18 protein-coding genes and 4 tRNA genes are annotated in these 21,678 nt (G+C 33.7%); 1 reads left to right on the top strand and 21 read right to left on the bottom strand.

What is annotated here, in order from left to right; all coding sequences use genetic code 11:
* Nucleotides 1–10: 10 nt before the first annotated feature.
* From MW871_RS08220 to MW871_RS08230, 3 genes are all read right to left on the bottom strand, one after another.
* Entirely contained in the window at nt 11–640 is a 630-nt protein-coding gene (locus MW871_RS08220) for a PAS domain-containing protein (protein ID WP_188049621.1), read from the bottom strand.
* A 170-nt stretch (nt 641–810) separates the two neighbouring features.
* Nucleotides 811–1,764: an AAA family ATPase gene (locus MW871_RS08225; protein WP_210644245.1), complete on the bottom strand. Its 954-nt coding sequence runs from the start codon at nt 1,762–1,764 to the stop codon at nt 811–813.
* A gap of 117 nt (nt 1,765–1,881) precedes the next feature.
* Entirely contained in the window at nt 1,882–3,294 is a 1,413-nt protein-coding gene (locus tag MW871_RS08230; protein ID WP_427854634.1) for a peptidylprolyl isomerase, read from the bottom strand.
* Between the two features lie 515 nt (nt 3,295–3,809).
* On the opposite strand from MW871_RS08230, the gene MW871_RS08235 reads away from it, so the two are divergent.
* Nucleotides 3,810–5,399, top strand: coding sequence for a peptide chain release factor 3 (locus MW871_RS08235; protein ID WP_188049618.1), 1,590 nt, complete (start codon nt 3,810–3,812; stop codon nt 5,397–5,399).
* 80 nt (nt 5,400–5,479) lie between these two features.
* On the opposite strand, the gene MW871_RS08240 is transcribed toward MW871_RS08235, so the two are convergent.
* The 18 genes from MW871_RS08240 to rpsU form a co-directional block, all read right to left on the bottom strand.
* Nucleotides 5,480–5,839 carry a hypothetical protein gene (locus tag MW871_RS08240; RefSeq protein WP_210644249.1) on the bottom strand — a complete coding sequence of 120 codons (360 nt, stop codon included), beginning with the start codon at nt 5,837–5,839 and terminating at the stop codon, nt 5,480–5,482.
* Between the two features lie 413 nt (nt 5,840–6,252).
* Entirely contained in the window at nt 6,253–6,564 is a 312-nt protein-coding gene (locus tag MW871_RS08245) for a DUF3467 domain-containing protein (RefSeq protein WP_188049616.1), read from the bottom strand.
* Nucleotides 6,565–6,567: 3 nt separating this feature from the next.
* Nucleotides 6,568–10,881 carry a DNA-directed RNA polymerase subunit beta' gene (gene rpoC, locus MW871_RS08250; RefSeq protein ID WP_188049615.1) on the bottom strand — a complete coding sequence of 1,438 codons (4,314 nt, stop codon included), beginning with the start codon at nt 10,879–10,881 and terminating at the stop codon, nt 6,568–6,570.
* Nucleotides 10,882–11,179: 298 nt separating this feature from the next.
* Entirely contained in the window at nt 11,180–14,992 is a 3,813-nt protein-coding gene (gene rpoB / locus MW871_RS08255) for a DNA-directed RNA polymerase subunit beta (protein WP_188049614.1), read from the bottom strand.
* Nucleotides 14,993–15,266: 274 nt separating this feature from the next.
* Nucleotides 15,267–15,635 carry a 50S ribosomal protein L7/L12 gene (rplL, locus tag MW871_RS08260; RefSeq protein ID WP_188049613.1) on the bottom strand — a complete coding sequence of 123 codons (369 nt, stop codon included), beginning with the start codon at nt 15,633–15,635 and terminating at the stop codon, nt 15,267–15,269.
* A gap of 88 nt (nt 15,636–15,723) precedes the next feature.
* Nucleotides 15,724–16,236, bottom strand: coding sequence for a 50S ribosomal protein L10 (gene rplJ, locus MW871_RS08265; protein WP_188049612.1), 513 nt, complete (start codon nt 16,234–16,236; stop codon nt 15,724–15,726).
* Between the two features lie 22 nt (nt 16,237–16,258).
* The gene (gene rplA / locus MW871_RS08270; protein ID WP_188049611.1) at nt 16,259–16,948 is read right to left on the bottom strand and encodes a 50S ribosomal protein L1; all 690 of its coding nucleotides are present in this window, start codon (nt 16,946–16,948) and stop codon (nt 16,259–16,261) included.
* A 13-nt stretch (nt 16,949–16,961) separates the two neighbouring features.
* Complete coding sequence (gene rplK, locus MW871_RS08275) at nt 16,962–17,399, bottom strand: 50S ribosomal protein L11 (protein WP_121925843.1); 438 nt, start codon at nt 17,397–17,399, stop codon at nt 16,962–16,964.
* A 68-nt stretch (nt 17,400–17,467) separates the two neighbouring features.
* Nucleotides 17,468–18,019, bottom strand: a complete 552-nt coding sequence (gene nusG / locus MW871_RS08280) for a transcription termination/antitermination protein NusG (protein WP_188049610.1) — start codon at nt 18,017–18,019, stop codon at nt 17,468–17,470.
* An 11-nt stretch (nt 18,020–18,030) separates the two neighbouring features.
* Nucleotides 18,031–18,228, bottom strand: a complete 198-nt coding sequence (secE, locus tag MW871_RS08285; RefSeq protein WP_188049609.1) for a preprotein translocase subunit SecE — start codon at nt 18,226–18,228, stop codon at nt 18,031–18,033.
* Between the two features lie 16 nt (nt 18,229–18,244).
* Nucleotides 18,245–18,315 (bottom strand) — tRNA-Trp (locus tag MW871_RS08290).
* Nucleotides 18,316–18,376: 61 nt separating this feature from the next.
* Nucleotides 18,377–19,564, bottom strand: a complete 1,188-nt coding sequence (gene tuf / locus MW871_RS08295) for an elongation factor Tu (RefSeq protein WP_210644253.1) — start codon at nt 19,562–19,564, stop codon at nt 18,377–18,379.
* 53 nt (nt 19,565–19,617) lie between these two features.
* A tRNA-Thr gene (locus tag MW871_RS08300) sits at nt 19,618–19,689 on the bottom strand.
* 182 nt (nt 19,690–19,871) lie between these two features.
* Nucleotides 19,872–19,952 (bottom strand) — tRNA-Tyr (locus MW871_RS08305).
* A 52-nt stretch (nt 19,953–20,004) separates the two neighbouring features.
* Nucleotides 20,005–20,078: transfer RNA gene (locus MW871_RS08310), tRNA-Thr, on the bottom strand.
* A gap of 91 nt (nt 20,079–20,169) precedes the next feature.
* The gene (gene hpf, locus MW871_RS08315) at nt 20,170–20,472 is read right to left on the bottom strand and encodes a ribosome hibernation-promoting factor, HPF/YfiA family (protein WP_188049607.1); all 303 of its coding nucleotides are present in this window, start codon (nt 20,470–20,472) and stop codon (nt 20,170–20,172) included.
* A 34-nt stretch (nt 20,473–20,506) separates the two neighbouring features.
* Complete coding sequence (locus MW871_RS08320; protein WP_248428217.1) at nt 20,507–21,403, bottom strand: tyrosine-type recombinase/integrase; 897 nt, start codon at nt 21,401–21,403, stop codon at nt 20,507–20,509.
* 67 nt (nt 21,404–21,470) lie between these two features.
* Nucleotides 21,471–21,665 carry a 30S ribosomal protein S21 gene (gene rpsU, locus MW871_RS08325; protein WP_035670421.1) on the bottom strand — a complete coding sequence of 65 codons (195 nt, stop codon included), beginning with the start codon at nt 21,663–21,665 and terminating at the stop codon, nt 21,471–21,473.
* Nucleotides 21,666–21,678: the final 13 nt, after the last annotated feature.

Here is a 21,678-nt window from a genome sequence, read left to right on the forward strand (position 1 = left end):
TAATATAAATCTACCTTCCAAACAATCTTGAGAAAAAGCCTCTATTACCAGAGTCTTCTTCTACCTCTAATTCTTCTCTTTTTAAAGAATTCTGAGTTTTTTCATAATCTAAAATGCATTCCTCTACAAACTCTACATAGGTTCTTTTTTTCTCTTCTAAAAAACCAATTAAGTAACGTTCACTCGCTTCCATTCCACTCGCTTGCTCAATTTGCAACAATCTTTTATACAAGGGCTCAATGTGCTTACTAATTACTTCTTGAGGAACAGCTTTTCTTCTTCCAAAATAATGAGTAATCTCTCCATTAGAGTCTTTAGAAATTTCAAAGTCAGTTACTACCCAATAGTATCTTCCAGATTTAGCTAAGTTTTTAACAACCGCATAAAAATTCTTCCCTGCTTTTAAATTATCCCAAAGTACTTTAAAAATAACTCTAGGCATATCTGGATGCCTTATCATACTATGAGGTTGAGACATTAATTCGTAATCCTCGTATCCACTAACATCAACAAAAACTTCATTGGCATATTCTATAATTCCTTTAGAATCTGTCTTACTCATAATTGTTTGGGTTTTATCCCAAGAAACCTCTTTATCAATTGGAATTGGTCTTGTAAAAATCACATTGTTCTGGCTCATATTAAAGTATATTTTGTGAATAAATTATACGCAAAAGTATGATTACAATCACAAACCAAATATGATTATTATCATGACATATAAAAAAAATCAACAAAATAATCCTAATTTGAAATTAGAAAGTTTAAGCTTTAATGATACACAAATAATAGATTATTGCTACTTACTGATTACATCAATTTAGCAATAATCATTTCTTCGGTTATCCCCTCTGCATCTGCTTTGTAATTTTTAATAATACGATGACGCAAAATTCCAGTTGCAACAGCTTTAACGTCCTCTATATCTGGAGAAAACTTACCATTAAAAGCAGCATTTGCTTTAGCAGCCAAGATTAAATTTTGTGAAGCTCGCGGACCCGCACCCCAATCTAAATAGTTTTTAACAAACTCATTTGAAAGCGGATTATCAGGTCTAGTTTTACTTACCAACGCAACAGCATATTCAATTACATTATCAGCTACTGGGATTCGGCGAATTAAATGCTGAAAATCAATTATTTCCTTTGCCGTAAATAATGCATTTATAGTAGTTTTAACATCCGAAGTTGTACGCTTTACTACTAAAACTTCTTCTTCAAATGAAGGGTATTCTAATTTTATAGCAAACATAAATCGATCCAGTTGCGCTTCAGGCAAAGGGTAAGTTCCTTCTTGCTCGATAGGATTTTGAGTAGCTAGAACAAAATAAGGCAAATCTAACTTGTAATTTTCTCCCGCAATAGTAACAGAGCGTTCTTGCATTGCCTCAAGTAAAGCCGCTTGAGTCTTAGGAGGTGTTCTGTTAATTTCGTCTGCTAAAACTATATTTGAAAAAATAGGCCCTTTTATAAATTTAAAATTCCTGTTTTCGTCTAAAATTTCACTCCCTAAAATATCAGAAGGCATTAAATCTGGCGTAAATTGAATTCTTTTAAAATCTAAACCTAAGGCTTGAGCCAGCGTATTTACCATTAATGTTTTTGCCAATCCAGGAACACCCACCAACAAAGCATGGCCTCCAGAAAAAATGCAAAGCAAAATTTGATCTACTACTAAATCTTGGCCTACAATTACTTTTGCTATTTCATTTTTTAATTCATTTCTCTTTTGAACTAAGTTTTGTATTGCAACGACGTCTGACATTTATTAAGTATTTAAAATTAAAAAGAGTTAGCATTATGAAAACATAAAACTAACTCTTTTTATTTATTTAACGAAAAATTATTTAAGCTCTTGTTACTTCTATGAAGTAAGATCCAATTATTTTTTTAGCCAATTATTGGTAAAATCACAGTCTCTGTATTCACCAATAATTTTAATATAGGTTTCTTTAATTTTTTCATCAAACCATTTACCTATAGCAGTTATTTGTTTACTTTTTAATGCTAAATCTTTTATTTTAATATAATCTTTAGCATAATCTGCTGCATGCTCATCAATTCTATTAGTTACAGTAATCAATTTAAATTTTTTCTTACCTTCTTCAGTTTGATCTAAAATTGGTTCAGAAATTTGATTGGTTTTCAAATTAGAAACTTGACTATAAAAAACAGGATCCATTTTTGTCAATTCAAAACGAGTATCTTGTGTTTTAGGATTAATAAGTGCACCACCATTAGCTCTTGTTTCTTTCTCATCAGATAAAGTTCTCGCCGCTTCAGCGAATGTAATTTCTTTATCTTCAATTCTCTTTTTAATCAAAGTAATTTTCTCTTTAGCCTCCGCCAAAGAAGCTTCGGTAGCAACAGGAGCTAATAAAATATGTCTTAATTCTATCTCTTGTCCTTTAATCTTCTCTACATATATAATATGAAAACCAAAATCAGTTTCAAAAGGAGCAGAAATCTCACCCTCGGCCAAACTAAAAGCAACATCTTTAAATTCTTTTACAAATGGTGTCCTACGATTCATTTTATAATATCCTCCTGTTGCTCTAGATCCAGGATCTTGAGAATATAAAACTGCTTTTGTAGAAAAACTCGACCCTTCTTCTATTTCTTTTTTGAAACCATTTAAACGGTCAATAACTTTTTGCTTATCTTCAGCCGAAACCTTTGGAGTAACAACAATTTGTGCTACTTCTAATTCTACACCAAAGAATGGCAAATCATTTTTAGGAATTGTTTTGAAGTAATTACGTACTTCTTCTGGAGTAATTTCTACTGCATCTACAATTTTCTTTTGCATTTCAGAAGTTAACCTACCTTCTTTTAAGATGTCAGAAAAGTAGCTTCTGAATTCTTCTTCAGAATCTTTTTTATAATATTGAACTACTTTTTCCATAGATCCGATTTGCTCAACCATATAACGTAATCTATCTTCCATCATACCTTTAACCTCAGAATCTGTAACAACAATACTATCCTGAACAGCCTGATGAGCATATAATTTATCCTCTAATAACTTCCCTAACATTTGACATCTTGTGATGTCTTTCACAGATCCGCCTTGAGCTGAAATTTCTAGAAATGACTTGTCAATATCTGAATCTAAAATGATATAATCACCAACTGTTGCAATAATGCCATCTATTTTAAGCTTTCCTGTTGATTGCTTTTTAATTATTGGAGAGGAAACCACAGAATCTTTAATAATCTCTTGAGCACTTGTAACGAAACTTGTAAAAACTAAGAGAAAAAAGGCAAGTGCAAATCTATTATTAATGAATTTCATTGGTGTTTTATTTATTGGCATTGGTATAATTTAATATTAAAAGGGAATAAAGTGTGCTATTATTAGTTTTTATAAAGAACTAAATATTTTCGGCAAATATACAGTTTTAAGAATCAAGTTTATAAAGTACATAATACAATAGACATTTTCAAATTTTAAAACAAACAAAAATAGTAATTCAATTAGATAATACAAGTTTCCTAAGTAGTATTAACAAAAAATTATATCGCATTTTTTTCATTACTCAAACTCTTTAGATTGCTTATAATAAAACAGCAAAAATCACCCTAAAATACTGTAGCATTTATTTAAAAAAAGATTAGTTCAATAATTAAGACTGCATAAAAACATCTTGATTAATTGAAATAAATTAAAAAAAAGATATTAAAAATAATATTAAATAAGTCAATTATTAATCTTGCATTAAATTTTGAAAATCCAACAGAGTAATTAAAGGATAGTATTTTTTTAATTGGCATTTATAAATAGTACTTTTGCACCCTATTTATATAAATATGGGCTTTTTAGAAGAAATACAACGCAGAAGAACTTTCGGGATTATCTCACATCCTGATGCAGGAAAAACAACACTTACGGAAAAATTACTACTTTTTGGTGGTGCTATTCAAGAAGCTGGTGCTGTAAAAAATAATAAGATAAAAAAAGGTGCAACGAGTGACTTTATGGAGATTGAACGCCAAAGAGGTATTTCAGTTTCCACCTCTGTCTTAGCATTCAATTATAAGGACAAAAAAATAAACATTCTGGATACTCCAGGACACAAGGATTTTGCCGAGGATACTTTTAGAACATTAACTGCTGTTGACAGTGTTATTGTAGTAATTGACGTAGCTAAGGGTGTGGAAGAGCAAACAGAAAAATTAGTAGCTGTTTGTAGGATGCGAAAAATTCCAATTATCGTGTTCATCAACAAATTAGACCGAGAAGGAAAAGATGCTTTTGACTTAATGGACGAAGTTGAACAAAAACTAGGTTTAAGGGTTACCCCTTTGAGTTTCCCGATAGGAATGGGTTACGATTTTCAAGGTATTTATAATCTTTGGGAGCAAAACATTAATTTATTTAGTGGAGACAGCAGAAAAAACATCGAAGAAACGATCGCTTTTTCAGATGTACAAAGTCCTGAATTAGAAAAAATAATAGGTCAAAAACCAGCCAATACACTTAGAGAAGAAATAGGATTAATTGACGAAGTATATCCAAAATTTGATCGTCAGGAATATCTAGATGGTAAATTACAACCCGTATTTTTTGGTTCTGCTTTAAATAATTTTGGAGTAAGAGAATTATTGGACTGCTTTGTTCAAATTGCTCCTTCACCAAGACCAAAAGATTCAGAAACGCGATTGGTTGATCCAAAAGAAGAAAAAATGACCGGTTTTGTATTTAAAATCCATGCTAATATGGATCCTAAACACAGAGACCGATTGGCTTTCATAAAAATTGTTTCTGGAACTTTTGAAAGAAACAAACCGTATTATCACGTACGCCAGAAGAAAAATTTAAAATTCTCTAGTCCAAATGCTTTTTTTGCTGAGAAAAAAGAAATTGTAGATATTTCTTATCCGGGTGATATTGTAGGTTTACATGACACTGGAAACTTCAAAATTGGAGATACATTGACTGAAGGAGAAATCATGAGTTTCAAAGGAATTCCAAGTTTCTCACCGGAACACTTTAGATACATCAACAACGCTGATCCAATGAAAGCTAAACAATTGGACAAAGGGGTTGATCAGTTAATGGACGAAGGTGTTGCGCAGTTATTTACGCTAGAAATGAACAACAGAAAGATCATTGGAACTGTTGGAGCACTACAATACGAAGTTATTCAATATCGTTTAGAGCATGAATATGGCGCTAAATGTACGTATGAAAATTTTCCTGTTCACAAAGCGTGTTGGGTAAAACCAAACGATCTTAAAAGCGATGAGTTTAAAGAATTTAGACGTATTAAGCAAAAATTCTTGGCGCACGATAAATATGGACAACTCGTATTCCTTGCAGATTCAGATTTTACGATTCAAATGACTCAAAACAAATATCCAAATGTTAAGTTATTCTTTACATCAGAATTCGAATAATAATAATTCTATATTTATAACATAAAAAAAACGCTAATTTAAAAATTAGCGTTTTTTTTTATGTTTTAAAATGATTTCAATTAAGCAATCATACTATCCAAATCTACTGCTTTTTTTAAAAAAGCTTTGATCAATAAACGATTAGGTGCTGTTCCGGAAATAATCACTTGTTTTTTAGTATTGTTCCCTTCTGTCGAAATAGAACTTTTTGGATCTTGTTTAGACCCCATAAACCACAAAACAAAGTTCATGCTATTTGAAGAGGAAACTGTAGAAACATTTTCTTTTTTAGTTGAAGGAGAAATAGTAACTGATGCATCTACAAGGAAATCATTTTCAGTTTGAGCTGAAACAGAAGTACTACTTATTAACATAAAAACGAATAACATAAGACCTGTAAAAATGGTTTTTTTATTTATTTTTAAAGAAGAGTATTGCATGTAAATCTGTTTTTAAATGATATGTTAATCGCTATCTTATTTCGAGTGCGAAAGTATAGCATTAAAGAGATAGCAAAAAATAATTCCGACAAACCACCTGAATACTCGTTTAAAGGACATATTCCTATTTAAAATTAAATTATCAAAAACAAAACAAGGTTAAAATCACTAATTTTTTAATTTATAAAAAGCAACTTTTAGCTTCTTAGACACTATTGCGAAAGAGATTAAGATTTTTTTGGTGTAACTTACTTTTAAACGACCAGAGAACAATAAAACTTATAATTCAGTTATTGGTACCTTAAAACGGAATGTGTCTTTGATAGTTAAATCATACACGTTTAAAACAAAAAAAATTAAAAAATAGCTTTAAAACAAAAAGGCTTTCACCGAAGTGAAAGCCTTTTAAAATATTATGCTTGTCCCGCGGGACCAAAATTAAGCGGAATTGGAACTTGTTCCGTTTCTTTGATTTCGCCATGAGCTACTTCAAATCGATGGATATTTTCCCCAATTGCTTTAAATAATCTTTTAGCATGTTGTGGTGTCAAGACAATTCTTGATTTTACCTTAGCTTTAGGTATACCAGGCATGATACTTACAAAATCTAAAACAAATTCAGATGAAGAGTGATTGATAATAGCCAAATTAGAATAAATTCCTTCAGCTGTTTTTTCGTCTAACTCAATATTAATTTGCTCTTGTTGTTGATTAGAATTACTCATATCTTAGTAAATATATTCCTCTTTATTAGCCATCATATCATTGTAATCTTCTTTAGAACCTACAATAGTATTATCATATTCTCTCATACCAGTTCCGGCAGGGATTCTATGTCCAACAATAACATTTTCTTTCAATCCTTCTAAGTAATCGATTTTACCTGCAACAGCAGCTTCATTCAATACTTTAGTAGTTTCCTGGAACGATGCAGCAGAAATAAATGATTTCGTTTGAAGCGAAGCTCTGGTAATACCTTGTAATACTGGTGTTGCAGTTGCAGTAACAACATCACGAGCTACAACAAGATTTTTATCTGTACGTTTCAATAGAGAGTTTTCATCACGCAAATCACGAGGCGTAATTATTTGTCCTTCTTTAAGCGCACTAGAATCTCCAGCATCTTCAACCACTTTCATACCATATAATTTATCGTTTTGAACGATGAAATCTTTAGTGTGAATCAATTGGTCTTCTAAGAATAAAGTATCACCTGGATCCTGAACTCTAACTTTACGCATCATTTGACGTATTACTACTTCAAAGTGTTTGTCGTTGATTTTTACTCCTTGTAGACGGTATACTTCTTGAATTTCATTAACCAAATACTGTTGAACAGCTGCTGGTCCTTGAATTCTTAAAATATCATCTGGAGTAATAGCTCCATCAGACAATGGCACACCAGCTCTTACGAAGTCATTTTCTTGAACTAGAATTTGGCTTGATAATTTAACCAAGTATTTTCTAATATCTCCGAATTTAGATTCGATAACAACCTCACGGTTACCTCTTTTGATTTTTCCAAAAGAAACAACACCATCAATCTCAGAAACTACAGCTGGATTAGAAGGATTACGAGCCTCTAACAACTCTGTAATTCTAGGTAAACCTCCTGTAATATCTCCTGATTTAGAAGAACGACGAGGGATTTTTACCAATACCTTACCTGCTTTAATTTTCTCACCGTTATCAACCATTAAGTGGGCTCCAACTGGTAAGTTGTAAGAACGAATCAATTCACCATCTTTACCGTAAACCAATAAAGTTGGTATTAATTTATTAGCTCTTGATTCAGAAATTACTTTTTCTTGGAAACCAGTTTGCTCATCAATTTCAACCATGAATGATTGACCTTGCTCTAAATCTTCGTAAGCAATTTTACCAGTAAACTCAGAAACAATAACTCCATTATATGGATCCCATTTACATATTACATCTCCTTTTGCTACAGACTGACCGTCTTTCACAAAAATACTTGAACCGTAAGGGATATTATTAGTACTTAATAAAATACCTGTTTTCTCATCAATTAATTTCAATTCAGTAGAACGAGAAACTACAATATCAACTGCATTACCTTCACTGTCTTCTCCTTTAACCGTTTTCAAATCTTCGATTTCAAGTCTACCAGCAAATTTAACAACAATACTAGATTCTTCAGAAATACCTCCCGCAACCCCTCCAACGTGGAAAGTACGAAGTGTTAACTGTGTTCCTGGTTCTCCAATAGATTGAGCTGCAATTACACCAACTGCTTCTCCTCTTTGTGTCATTTTTCCAGTAGCTAAGTTTCTACCGTAACATTTAGCACAAATACCTTTTGTAGCTTCACAAGTTAATGGTGAACGAACTTCAACTTTCTCGATTGGAGAAGCGTCAATTGCTTTCATTATAACTTCTGTGATTTGCTCACCAGAATGAATTAATATTTCATTATTTAAAGGATTAACTAAGTCTTGTAATACTACACGACCTAATATTCTTTCTCCTAATGACTCAACTATTTCTTCATTTTTCTTCAATGCTGAAACTTCAACACCTCTAAGAGTACCACAATCATCGATATTAACAATAACATCTTGAGATACATCATGCAATCTACGAGTCAAGTAACCAGCATCCGCTGTTTTCAACGCCGTATCCGCAAGTCCTTTACGAGCACCGTGAGTAGAGATAAAGTACTCAAGGATCGAAAGTCCTTCCTTAAAGTTAGAAAGAATCGGGTTTTCAATAATTTCTCCACCACCAGCAGTCGATTTTTTAGGCTTAGCCATCAATCCACGCATACCAGTTAACTGACGAATTTGTTCTTTAGATCCCCTTGCCCCAGAATCAAGCATCATATACACTGAGTTGAAACCTTGTTGGTCTTCTCTAATGTTTTTCATTGCTAACTCTGTTAATTGAGCATTCGCTGAAGTCCATACATCAATAACTTGGTTGTAACGTTCGTTATTGGTAATAAGACCCATGTTATAGTTCATAGAAATACCTTGAACTTGTTCTCTAGCGTCAGCAATCAATTTTGGTTTTTGATCTGGAATTCTAATATCACCTAATGAGAATGACAAACCACCTTTGAAGGCAAATTTATACCCCATGTCTTTCATGTTATCCAAGAAAGCTGCAGTTGTAGGCACATCAGTAGAACTTAAAACGTGACCAATAATATCTCTTAAGTTTTTCTTAGTCAATACATCATTGATATATCCAGCTGCTTCCGGCACTACTTCATTAAATAATACACGCCCAGCAGTTGTTTGAATGATTTGGTACACTAAATCACCAGCTTCATTAAAGTGTTTTGCTCTAATTTTAACTGAAGCATTCAATTCTAATCTTCCTTCATTCAAAGCAATATTTACTTCTTCAGCAGAATAGAAAGTGATTCCTTCCCCTAAAATTTTCTTTTCAGGAGTTGACAAACGTTCTTTGGTCATATAATATAGACCCAAAACCATATCCTGAGAAGGTACTGTAATAGGCGCTCCATTTGCAGGATTCAGAATATTGTGAGAACCCAACATTAATAGTTGTGCTTCCAAAATAGCTTCTGGTCCTAAAGGCAAGTGAACTGCCATTTGATCCCCATCAAAATCCGCATTAAATGCAGTACAAACTAAAGGGTGCAATTGGATTGCTTTTCCTTCAATTAATTTTGGTTGGAATGCTTGAATACCTAATCTGTGCAAAGTAGGAGCACGATTCAGTAATATTGGGTGACCTTTAATTACATTTTCAAGAATATCCCAAACTACTGGCTCTTTCTTATCTATTATTTTTTTAGCTGATTTTACAGTTTTTACAATTCCTCTTTCTATCAATTTACGGATAACGAAAGGTTTGTATAATTCTGCTGCCATATCTTTAGGGATACCACATTCAGATAATTTTAATTCAGGTCCAACAACAATTACCGAACGAGCAGAATAATCCACACGTTTACCAAGTAAGTTTTGACGGAAACGTCCTTGCTTACCTTTAAGGGAATCAGATAATGATTTTAATGGTCTGTTTGATTCTGTTTTTACTGCAGATGCTTTACGTGTATTATCGAAAAGTGAATCTACAGATTCTTGCAACATACGTTTTTCGTTTCTTAAGATCACTTCTGGAGCTTTAATCTCCATTAATCTTTTCAAACGGTTGTTACGTATAATTACACGACGGTATAAGTCATTTAAATCCGAAGTTGCAAAACGACCTCCATCAAGTGGCACAAGTGGACGTAATTCTGGTGGAATAACTGGTACCACTTTCATAATCATCCATTCTGGACGATTCTCACGGTTCAAGTTAGACTCACGGAAAGATTCAACTACTTGTAATCTTTTTAATGCTTCCGTTTTACGTTGTTTAGACGTCTCATTGTTTGCATTATGTCTTAATTGGTAAGACAATTGATCTAAATCAATTCTAGCCAATAAGTCCATAATACACTCTGCTCCCATTTTAGCAACAAATTTATTAGGATCAAAATCATCCAAATATTGGTTGTCAGCAGGAAGAGTATCAAGAATGTTCAAATATTCTTCTTCTGTAAGGAAGTCTAATCTTTGAACTGATTCCCCTTCTGCATTTTTAGCAATACCTGCTTGAATTACTACATATCTTTCGTAGTAGATGATCATATCTAATTTCTTAGATGGAAGTCCAAGAATATAACCAATTTTATTAGGAAGAGAACGGAAATACCAGATATGAGCAATTGGCACAACAAGGTTGATGTGACCTACTCTATCCCTACGTACTTTTTTCTCAGTAACTTCAACACCACAACGGTCACAGATGATCCCTTTGTAACGAATTCTTTTATATTTACCACAAGCACATTCAAAATCCTTTACAGGTCCGAAAATACGCTCACAGAAAAGTCCATCACGCTCTGGTTTGTGCGTTCTGTAGTTGATAGTTTCTGGCTTTAAAACCTCTCCTCTTGACTCTTTCAAGATAGATTCTGGCGAAGCTAATCCTATCGAAATTTTATTGAATCTTTTTACAGGATTCTTGTCTTTATTATTGTTATTTCTATTATTGATCATAGTTTTTACTATTGATTTATTTGCAATTAAAAATTGATTTTTATTATAGTCAAAAGTTTGAAAGTTAAAATTCAAAAGTCACATAGGGCTTTAAAAACTTTATAACATTAGACTTTAAGACTATTAAAACACCTCGAGTTACTTCTCTAAACTTCAAACTAGTTTTGAAGCGCTAGTTATAAAAAACAATGTTTTTTATAAAAAATCGGAACGGTTTACGGGTATAAATCCTAAAAACTTATATAAATGCCAAAGTAGAGATGCGATTAATCGCATCTCTACCGTAACAAATTTTAATCTATTCTTCTAAACGAATGTCAAGTCCAAGACCTTTTAATTCGTGCATCAATACATTGAATGATTCTGGCAATCCTGGTTCTGGCATAGACTCTCCCTTAACGATTGCTTCGTAAGTTTTAGCTCTACCAATTACGTCATCCGATTTAACTGTCAAGATTTCACGTAAAGTACTTGATGCTCCATAAGCTTCAAGTGCCCAAACCTCCATCTCTCCAAAACGTTGACCTCCAAATTGTGCTTTACCTCCAAGTGGTTGTTGTGTAATCAAAGAGTACGGTCCGATAGAACGGGCATGCATCTTATCATCAACCATGTGTCCAAGTTTCAACATATAGATAACTCCAACTGTTGCTGCTTGGTGGAAACGTTCTCCAGTACCACCATCATAAAGGTGTGTATGTCCAAAACGTGGTATTCCAGCTTCGTCAGTCAATTCATTAATTTGATCTAAAGTTGCTCCATCAAAAATTGGTGTAGCAAATTTTCTACCCAAGTTTTGTCCAGCCCAACCTAATACCGTTTCATAAATTTGACCAATGTTCATACGTGAAGGTACCCCAAGTGGGTTCAATACGATATCAACTGGCGTTCCGTCTTCCAAGAAAGGCATGTCTTCATGACGAACGATACGAGCAACAATACCTTTGTTACCGTGACGTCCTGCCATTTTATCCCCAACTTTCAACTTACGTTTTTTGGCAATATATACTTTAGCTAATTTCAAAATTCCAGCAGGCAACTCATCACCAACAGTAATTGTGAATTTCTCTCTACGTAATGCACCTTGTAAATCGTTCAATTTAATTTTATAGTTATGAATTAAATCATTAACCATTTTATTAGTTGCATCATCAGCAACCCATTGACCTTTACTTAAGTGAGCAAAATCTTCAACAGCATAAAGCATTTTTTGAGTATATTTTTTACCTTTTGGTAAAACTTCTTCACCCAAATCATTCATTACCCCTTGAGATGTTTTTCCGTTTACGATCAAGAACAATTTCTCTACTAATTTGTCTTTTAATTCAACAAATTTAGTTTCGAATTCCATTTCAAGTGCTCCTAAAGCATCTTTATCTTGCGTACGTTTACGTTTATCTTTAACTGCTCTTGCGAACAATTTTTTGTCTAAAACAACACCATGTAAAGAAGGAGACGCTTTTAATGAAGCATCTTTTACATCACCTGCTTTATCCCCGAAGATTGCACGAAGCAATTTCTCTTCTGGAGTAGGATCTGATTCTCCTTTTGGAGTAATTTTTCCGATAAGAATGTCGCCAGGTTTAACCTCTGCTCCAATTCTAATCATACCATTTTCATCTAAATCTTTAGTAGCTTCTTCAGAAACGTTCGGTATATCGTTCGTTAATTCTTCGTTACCTAATTTAGTATCTCTCACTTCTAATGAATAATCATCAACGTGAATAGATGTGAAAATATCATCACGAACTACTTTCTCAGAAATAACGATTGCATCCTCAAAGTTGTATCCTTTCCATGGCATAAACGCCACTTTCAAATTACGACCTAAAGCCAATTCACCATTTTGAGTAGCATATCCTTCAGATAATACTTGTCCAAGAACCACTCTATCCCCTTTTCTTACGATAGGTTTAAGGTTGATACTTGTTCCTTGATTGGTTTTTCTAAATTTAATTAGATTGTATGTTTTCTCATCAGATTCAAAACTAACCATTCTTTCTTCCTCAGTACGGTCGTATTTGATAGTGATGATGTTTGCATCTACATATTCTATAACTCCATCTCCTTCAGCATTAATCAATACTCTAGAATCAGAAGCTACTTGACGCTCTAAACCAGTTCCAACAATAGGAGCTTCAGGACGAATTAATGGTACGGCCTGACGCATCATGTTAGATCCCATCAAGGCTCTATTCGCATCATCATGTTCTAAGAAAGGAATCAAAGAAGCAGATATTGAAGCAATTTGATTTGGAGCTACATCCGTATAATCAACTCTTGTAGGTTCAATTACAGGGAAATCACCTTCTTGACGAGCAATTACGTCTTCAGCAGTAATTTTACCAGTAGCATCCATTTGGATATTTGCCTGAGCAATCATCATTCCTTCTTCTTCTTCTGCGCTTAAGTAAACTGGAGTAGACTCTAAATCTACCACCCCATTAGTTACTTTACGGTAAGGTGTTTCAATGAAACCCATTCCGTTTACTTTAGCATAAACACCAAGAGATGAAATCAAACCAATGTTTGGTCCCTCTGGAGTTTCAATTGGACATAAACGTCCGTAATGCGTATAGTGAACGTCACGTACCTCAAATCCAGCTCTCTCTCTCGAAAGTCCACCAGGTCCTAGTGCAGATAATCTTCTCTTGTGCGTAATCTCAGCAAGTGGATTCGTTTGATCCATAAACTGTGACAACTGGTTTGTACCAAAGAAAGAGTTGATAACTGATGATAATGTTTTAGCATTAATCAAATCAATTGGTGTAAACACCTCGTTATCTCTAACGTTCATTCTCTCACGAATAGTTCTAGCCATACGCGCTAAACCAACACCGAATTGTTGAGACAATTGTTCTCCAACTGTTCTAACACGACGGTTTGATAAGTGATCAATATCATCAATCTCTGCTTTAGAGTTGATCAATTCGATCAAATATTTCACGATAGTTATGATATCTTCTTTGGTCAAGACTTGCTTTTCCATTGGAGTATCTAAACCTAATTTTTTATTAATTCTATAACGACCAACTTCACCTAAGTTATAGCGTTGATCAGAAAAGAATAATTTATCTATGATACCACGAGCAGTTTCTTCATCAGGCGGTTCTGCGTTACGCAATTGTCTGTAAATATGCTCAACAGCTTCTTTTTCAGAGTTTGTTGGATCTTTTTGTAACGTATTATGAATGATAGCATAATCACCTTGATTAGCATCTTCTTTATGTAACAAAATAGATTTAACGTTAGAATCAATGATTTCTTCCACATTATCTTTATCGATAATTGTATCTCTATCAAGGATTATTTCGTTACGTTCGATAGAAACAACCTCACCAGTATCTTCATCTACGAAATCCTCATGCCATGTATTTAATACACGAGCCGCTAATTTTCTACCGATATATTTTTTAAGACCTGTCTTAGATACTTTAATTTCCTCAGCAAGGTCAAAGATTTCAAGGATATCCTTGTCTCTTTCAAAACCAATTGCACGGAATAAAGTAGTTACAGGTAATTTTTTCTTTCTGTCAATATAAGCATACATTACGCTGTTTATATCTGTAGAAAATTCTATCCAAGAACCTTTAAAAGGAATTACCCTAGCAGAATACAATTTTGTTCCATTTGCGTGGAATGATTGACCAAAGAAAACACCTGGAGATCTATGTAATTGAGAAACAACTACACGTTCAGCACCATTGATAACAAAAGTACCACTCGGCGTCATGTAAGGAATTGTACCAAGATATACATCTTGAACAATTGTTTCGAAATCCTCATGTTCTGGATCTGTACAATATAGTTTTAACCTTGCTTTTAAAGGTACACTATACGTAAGACCTCTTTCTATACACTCTTGAATAGTGTAACGTGGTGGATCTACAAAATAATCAAGGAATTCTAATACAAAGTTGTTTCTTGTATCAGTAATTGGGAAGTTTTCCATGAAGGTATTGTAAAGCCCTTCGTCGCCTCTTTCGTCAGATTTAGTTTCTAATTGAAAAAAATCTTTAAACGATTTAACCTGAACATCTAGAAAATCTGGATATTGAGGTATGTTTTTTGTTGAGGCAAAATTTAATCTTTCAGTCTGATTTGTAATCATCAATGGAGAAATTTTGATTAAAAAAAGTAGTTTTTGTGCAAAACACTGTTTAATTTATAAAACAATCTATACTTTTTTTTTATAATCGATACATCTTTAAAAATAATTCAAGAGAGACTCTTTCCTATATTTTCTTTCATCGTATTGATTTAAAAACCTATTGTATTTATGCTATTTTATAATAAAACTTAAAAATAATTTTATTATACGAAAAATGGTTTAGGCCTTGGAAAAACATCCAAGACCTAAACCTTATTCTTAAAACAGAGATAAACTATTTAAGTTCAACCTCAGCTCCAGCTTCTTCTAAAGATTTTTTAAGACCTTCAGCCTCTTCTTTAGTTACACCTTCTTTAACTGTACTTGGTGCGCTATCAACAACATCTTTAGCTTCTTTCAAACCTAAACCTGTAAGTTCTTTAACTAATTTCACAACAGCTAATTTAGAAGCACCAGCTGCTTTTAATACTACTGTAAACTCAGTTTGAACATCTTCAGCAGCAGCTTCACCACCACCTGAAACTACTACAGCTGCAGCAGCTGGTTCGATTCCGTACTCATCTTTTAATATTGTTGCTAATTCGTTAACTTCTTTAACTGTAAGGTTAACCAATTGTTCTGCGAATTGTTTCAAATCTGCCATTTTTTCTATCGTTTTAAAATGATTTGTAAAAATATAATTTATTTATTGTGCGCTTTTTTAAATAAAATTAGAGTAGAACTCTATTTTATTATGCTTCCACTTCTTCTGAAGCCTCTTCGCCTTTTGCGAATTGGTTTTGAAGTGCAGAAATAACTCTTTGAGCTGGTGATTGCAATAATCCAATGATTTCGCCGATAAGCTCTTCTTTAGATTTAATAGTTGCTAATGCATCTAATTGATCATCTCCAATGTAAACTTCAGCATTAATATAAGCTCCCTTCAATACAGGTTTAGCCGATTTTTTGCGGAAATCTTTGATTATTTTTCCAGGTGCGTTAGCAACATCTGAAATAAAGATAGCGCTACTTCCAGTTAATACTGAAGGTAAATCACCATAATCATTATCAGAAGCTTCCATTGCTTTTGCAAGCAAAGTATTCTTAACAACCTCTAATTTTATACCTGCTTTAAAACAAGCTCTTCTTAAGCTTGAAGTAGCCTCTGCATTAAGTCCAGAAATATCAGATACATAAATAATATTTGTACCGGCTAACTGTGCAGTTAAATCTTCAATCGCGATTGATTTTTCTTCTCTAGTCATACTAAAAATTTTTAACTACCAATTATACTGCTTTAGGATCCAATGCAATTGCAGGACTCATCGTGCTAGTTAGGTAAATACTTTTGATGTAAGTTCCTTTAGCCGCAGTTGGTTTAAGTTTGATTAATGTTTGAATAATTTCGTGAGCATTGTCAATAATTTGTTCAGCCCCAAAAGAAACTTTCCCAATTCCTGCATGCACAATACCAGTTTTATCAACTTTGAAATCGATTTTACCAGCTTTAACCTCTGCAACAGCTTTTGCAACATCCATAGTTACAGTACCTGTTTTAGGGTTAGGCATTAAACCTCTAGGTCCCAAAATACGACCTAATGGACCTAATTTACCCATAACAGAAGGCATAGTGATGATAACATCAACATCAGTCCAACCGTCTTTAATTTTTTGTAAATAGTCATCAAGACCAACAAAGTCAGCTCCAGCAGCCAAAGCTTCCGCTTCCTTATCTGGAGTAACTAATGCCAATACTTTAACATCTTTACCAGTTCCGTGAGGTAATGTTACCACACCTCTTACCATTTGATTCGCTTTTCTTGGATCTACACCCAAACGAACTGCGATATCAACAGACTCATCAAATTTTGCAGAAGCAACTACTTTTATTAATGCCGCAGCATCTTTAAGAGAGTATAATTTGTTCTTTTCAATTTTTGAAGCAGCCTCTTTTTGCTTTTTTGTCAATTTTGCCATGTCTTTCTCTTAATTAAAAAGGAGCTTCTCCTGATACAGTTATACCCATAGATCTAGCTGTTCCAGCAATCATGCTCATAGCAGATTCGATTGTGAATGCATTTAAATCTACCATTTTATCTTCAGCAATTGCTTTGATAACATCCCAAGTAACGCTAGCTACTTTTTTACGATTTGGCTCACCAGATCCAGACTTTAGCTTTGCAGCTTCCATTAACTGGACTGCCGCTGGAGGAGTTTTTACAACAAAATCAAATGATTTGTCTTTATACACAGTAATTTGTACTGGGCATATTTTGCCGGCTTTATCTTGTGTTCTAGCATTAAATTGCTTACAGAACTCCATGATGTTCACACCAGCAGCTCCTAAAGCAGGTCCAACCGGTGGCGACGGGTTCGCAGCACCTCCCTTAACTTGTAGTTTAACTACCTTACTAATTTCTTTAGCCATTTTTTAAAAAATTTAACACTGCAATCATTGGAAGCGATTGCAATGGATATTATAGATGTAACAAAAAATTATACTTTTTCAACTTGCATAAAACTCAACTCCAATGGTGTTTTTCTTCCGAAAATCTTAACCATTACTTCCAATTTACGCTTCTCTTCATTAATTTTTTCAACAGTTCCGTTAAATCCATTAAAAGGTCCATCAACAACCTTAATAGTTTCTCCAACGTTGAAAGGAATAGAACGAGTATCTGTATTAACAGCTAATTCATCTACCTTACCTAACATTCTGTTTACTTCTGAAATTCTCAAAGGAACAGGCTCACCACCCTTAATTTCCCCTAAAAAACCAATAACACTTGTTATAGACTTAATAATATGAGGTATTTCTCCAACAAGATTAGCCTCGATCATAACATAACCAGGGAAATAAACCTTGTCTTTGATTATTTTTTTTCCTTCTTTTACGGTAACCACTTTCTCAGTAGGAACTAAAACTTGCGAAACATAATCAGTCATTTCTAATCTTGCGATCTCAGTCTCAATATATGCTTTTACTTTATTTTCTTGTCCACTTACTGCTCTAACGACATACCACTTTTTAACATTATTATCTGCCATAACAAAAAAATTTAAGCTTTTATCCAGTTAAAAAATCCAGCTAAAGCTTTTGCGAAAATTTCATCTACTCCCCAAGTTGCCAAGGCGAATAATACTGAAAAAACGGCAACAACAATCGTTAGACGTTGCACCTCAGGCCATTCTGGCCAAGTTACATTTGACTTTAATTCCTCAAATGCTTCCGATATATAATTTACAACTTTTGTCATTATGATTAGTTTTTTGCACGGGCGGAGGGATTCGAACCCCCATCAACGGTTTTGGAGACCGCTATTCTACCCTTGAACTACGCCCGTATGTTAAAAGCCAGTTAGATTTCAGTTAAGAAAATTAACTGGCTTTATATAATTTTTAGGATTAACCTACAATTTCAGTTACTTGACCAGCACCTACTGTTCTACCACCTTCACGGATAGCGAAACGTAAACCAACGCTCATTGCGATTGGGCTTAATAAAGCTACATTGATAGTTAAGTTGTCTCCTGGCATTACCATTTCAACACCTTCTGGAAGAGTAATAACTCCTGTAACGTCAGTTGTACGTACGTAGAACTGTGGACGGTAGTTATTATGGAATGGAGTATGACGTCCACCTTCTTCTTTTTTCAAGATATAAACCTCAGCTTTGAAAGTAGCGTGTGGTTTTACTGATCCTGGCTTAATGATAACCATTCCTCTTTTGATAGATTCTTTATCAACACCTCTTAACAATAAACCTACGTTATCTCCAGCTTCACCTCTATCAAGGATTTTACGGAACATCTCAACTCCTGTAATAGTAGAAGTTAATTTTTCAGCCCCCATACCAATGATTTCAACAGCATCACCTGTATTAGCAATACCAGTTTCGATACGACCTGTAGCAACAGTTCCACGACCAGTAATTGTAAATACGTCCTCAACTGGCATCAAGAAAGGCTTTTCAGTATCTCTGATTGGCTCTTCGATCCAAGCATCAACAGCTGCCATCAATTCAAGAATTTTAGGTACCCAAGTTGGATCATTATTCAATCCTCCTAAAGCAGAACCTTGGATTACTGGACAGTTATCACCATCATATTCATAGAAAGACAATAAGTCTCTAATTTCCATTTCAACTAACTCTAACAACTCAGCGTCATCAACCATATCCACTTTATTCATGAATACAACCATTCTAGGAATACCAACTTGGCGACCTAAAAGGATATGCTCACGAGTTTGAGGCATTGGTCCATCAGTTGCAGCTACCACAAGAATAGCACCATCCATTTGAGCAGCACCAGTAACCATGTTTTTTACGTAATCCGCGTGACCTGGACAGTCAACGTGAGCGTAATGACGATTAGCAGTTTCATATTCAACGTGAGATGTATTAATTGTAATACCTCTTTCTTTTTCTTCAGGAGCATTATCAATTTGATCAAATGATCTTGCTTGACAGTAACCAGCATCAGATAATACTTTTGTGATTGCTGCTGTTAAAGTAGTTTTACCGTGATCTACGTGTCCGATCGTACCAATATTTAAGTGTGGTTTCGAACGGTTAAAGGTTTCTTTTGCCATTTTACTTAATTTTTAATCTTGTTATATATTAATTTTTATTTCTTACTTACTTGAGCCAACTACGGGAATTGAACCCGTGACCTCTTCCTTACCAAGGAAGCACTCTACCTCTGAGCTAAGTCGGCAGAGAATGATGTTATGGTTTTAAACAATCAATTGTTTTACCAATTGAAATCTTTCCAAACACTCTTATTCGGATTAACTCCCAAAAGGTCGTTGATCCTGCACCGAAGTTTTCGGTGCTCAAACTTTTAAATCAAATTTACTCCAAAGAAAACTTTCGGATAAATCGTTATTTAAAAGATTGTGGGGAGAGCAGGATTCGAACCTGCGAAGTTTACACAGCAGATTTACAGTCTGCCCTCGTTGGCCGCTTGAGTATCTCCCCTTTTTCTTATCAATAAAACCATGAACATTTTCCAATCGTATTGGAAATTTAGAGCCGGCGGAGGGACTCGAACCCACGACCTGCTGATTACAAATCAGCTGCTCTAGCCAACTGAGCTACGCTGGCAATATCAATAAAAAAAGTCCGCTATTTCTAACGGACTGCAAATGTAGAGATTTTATCTATGAATCAAAACATTTTTTTAAAAAAATTTATATTAAATATGAGAACTTATCTTTTCTTTTCTTTTTACTAACAATCTCTCTAACGATTCTGAGGAAAGTTCTATAGCTTCTTCAAATGTTTTACATTGTTTTTTTACCAGAAAATCATCACCAGGAACATTAATTTTTATCTCTGCAATCTTATTCTCCTTGTCACTTGTGTTTTCAACTTTTAAAAAAACATCGGCAGAAACGACTTTGTCATAATACTTTTCAAGTTTATCTAATCTATCTTGAACAAAATCTACTAGCTTTTTGTCAACTGTAAAGTTAACTGCATGAACACTTACCTTCATAATTTTCTTTTTTAATTATTAATCATTCTCAAAATCACTTTCGTCCACGAGGGTGAGCATCTTTATGCACACTTTTAAGCCCCGCTAAACTATTATGTGTATAGACTTGGGTAGAAGCAAGGCTAGAATGCCCTAACAACTCTTTAACTGAATTCAAATCTGCACCATTATTAAGTAAATGCGTCGCAAAAGTATGTCTGAGTATATGCGGGCTTTTTTTTACCTTTTCTGATACAGTACTAAAGTAAGTATTTATTAATCGATACACAAAAGTTTCATTCAATTTTAACCCTTTTTTATTGAGAAAAAAATAATCGTCATCTACAATTACAGACAAACCAATCCTTTCCTTTAAATATAACGAAAACTGACCCAGAACTACAGGCAAAATAGGAATTAGACGTTCTTTATTTCGTTTTCCTAACACCTTAATCAAAGCATTGGAAAGATCAACACTTTCAATCTTTAATTGAATTAGTTCTGCCCTTCGGATACCTGTTGTATAAAACAAATCAATTATCAATTTATCTCTAACCTCTTCAAAACCACTTCCGTTTTGCATTTGATTTAAAACAGCATCTACTTCGTTTTCAGAAAATGGAATTTGAATATTTTTAGAAACTTTTAGCGCCTTATGTTTGACTAACGGACTAAGCGGAATTTGTTTTATCTTCAATAAAAACTTGTAATAAGCTTTTAAAGAAGCCATTTTTCTATTTACAGAACCATTGGTGACTCCTTCATCAACTAACGAAATAATCCAATTTCGTATGTCATTGTAATCGACATGATCTATATTTTCTTGATTATAATTAACTTTGCTAAAAGACTGAAAAGAACTAATATCAGCACAATAAGCCATTAAAGTATGAGGTGAATACTTTTTCTCGAACTGTAGATAATCCCGAAATGCATCTTGATTTGTAGCCATAAAAAAACCGTTAGCATCAAAGTTATAAATTTTTGATGACTAACGGTATTTTATTTAATGGAATCGATTAACTCTCTAAGTTATCTCTCATATTTTGGATATAAGCCGCTTTTTGAATTTTGATTCTATTGGTTACTGAAGGCTTAATAAAAGCAGTACGCGCTCTTAGTTGACGAACAGTTCCTGTTTTATCAAATTTTCTTTTGTAACGTTTTAACGCTCTATCGATATTTTCTCCGTCTTTAATTGGTATAATTAACATAATATAGACACCC

The sequence above is a fragment of the Flavobacterium pygoscelis genome (assembly GCF_023162025.1).
GTDB lineage: Bacteria > Bacteroidota > Bacteroidia > Flavobacteriales > Flavobacteriaceae > Flavobacterium > Flavobacterium pygoscelis.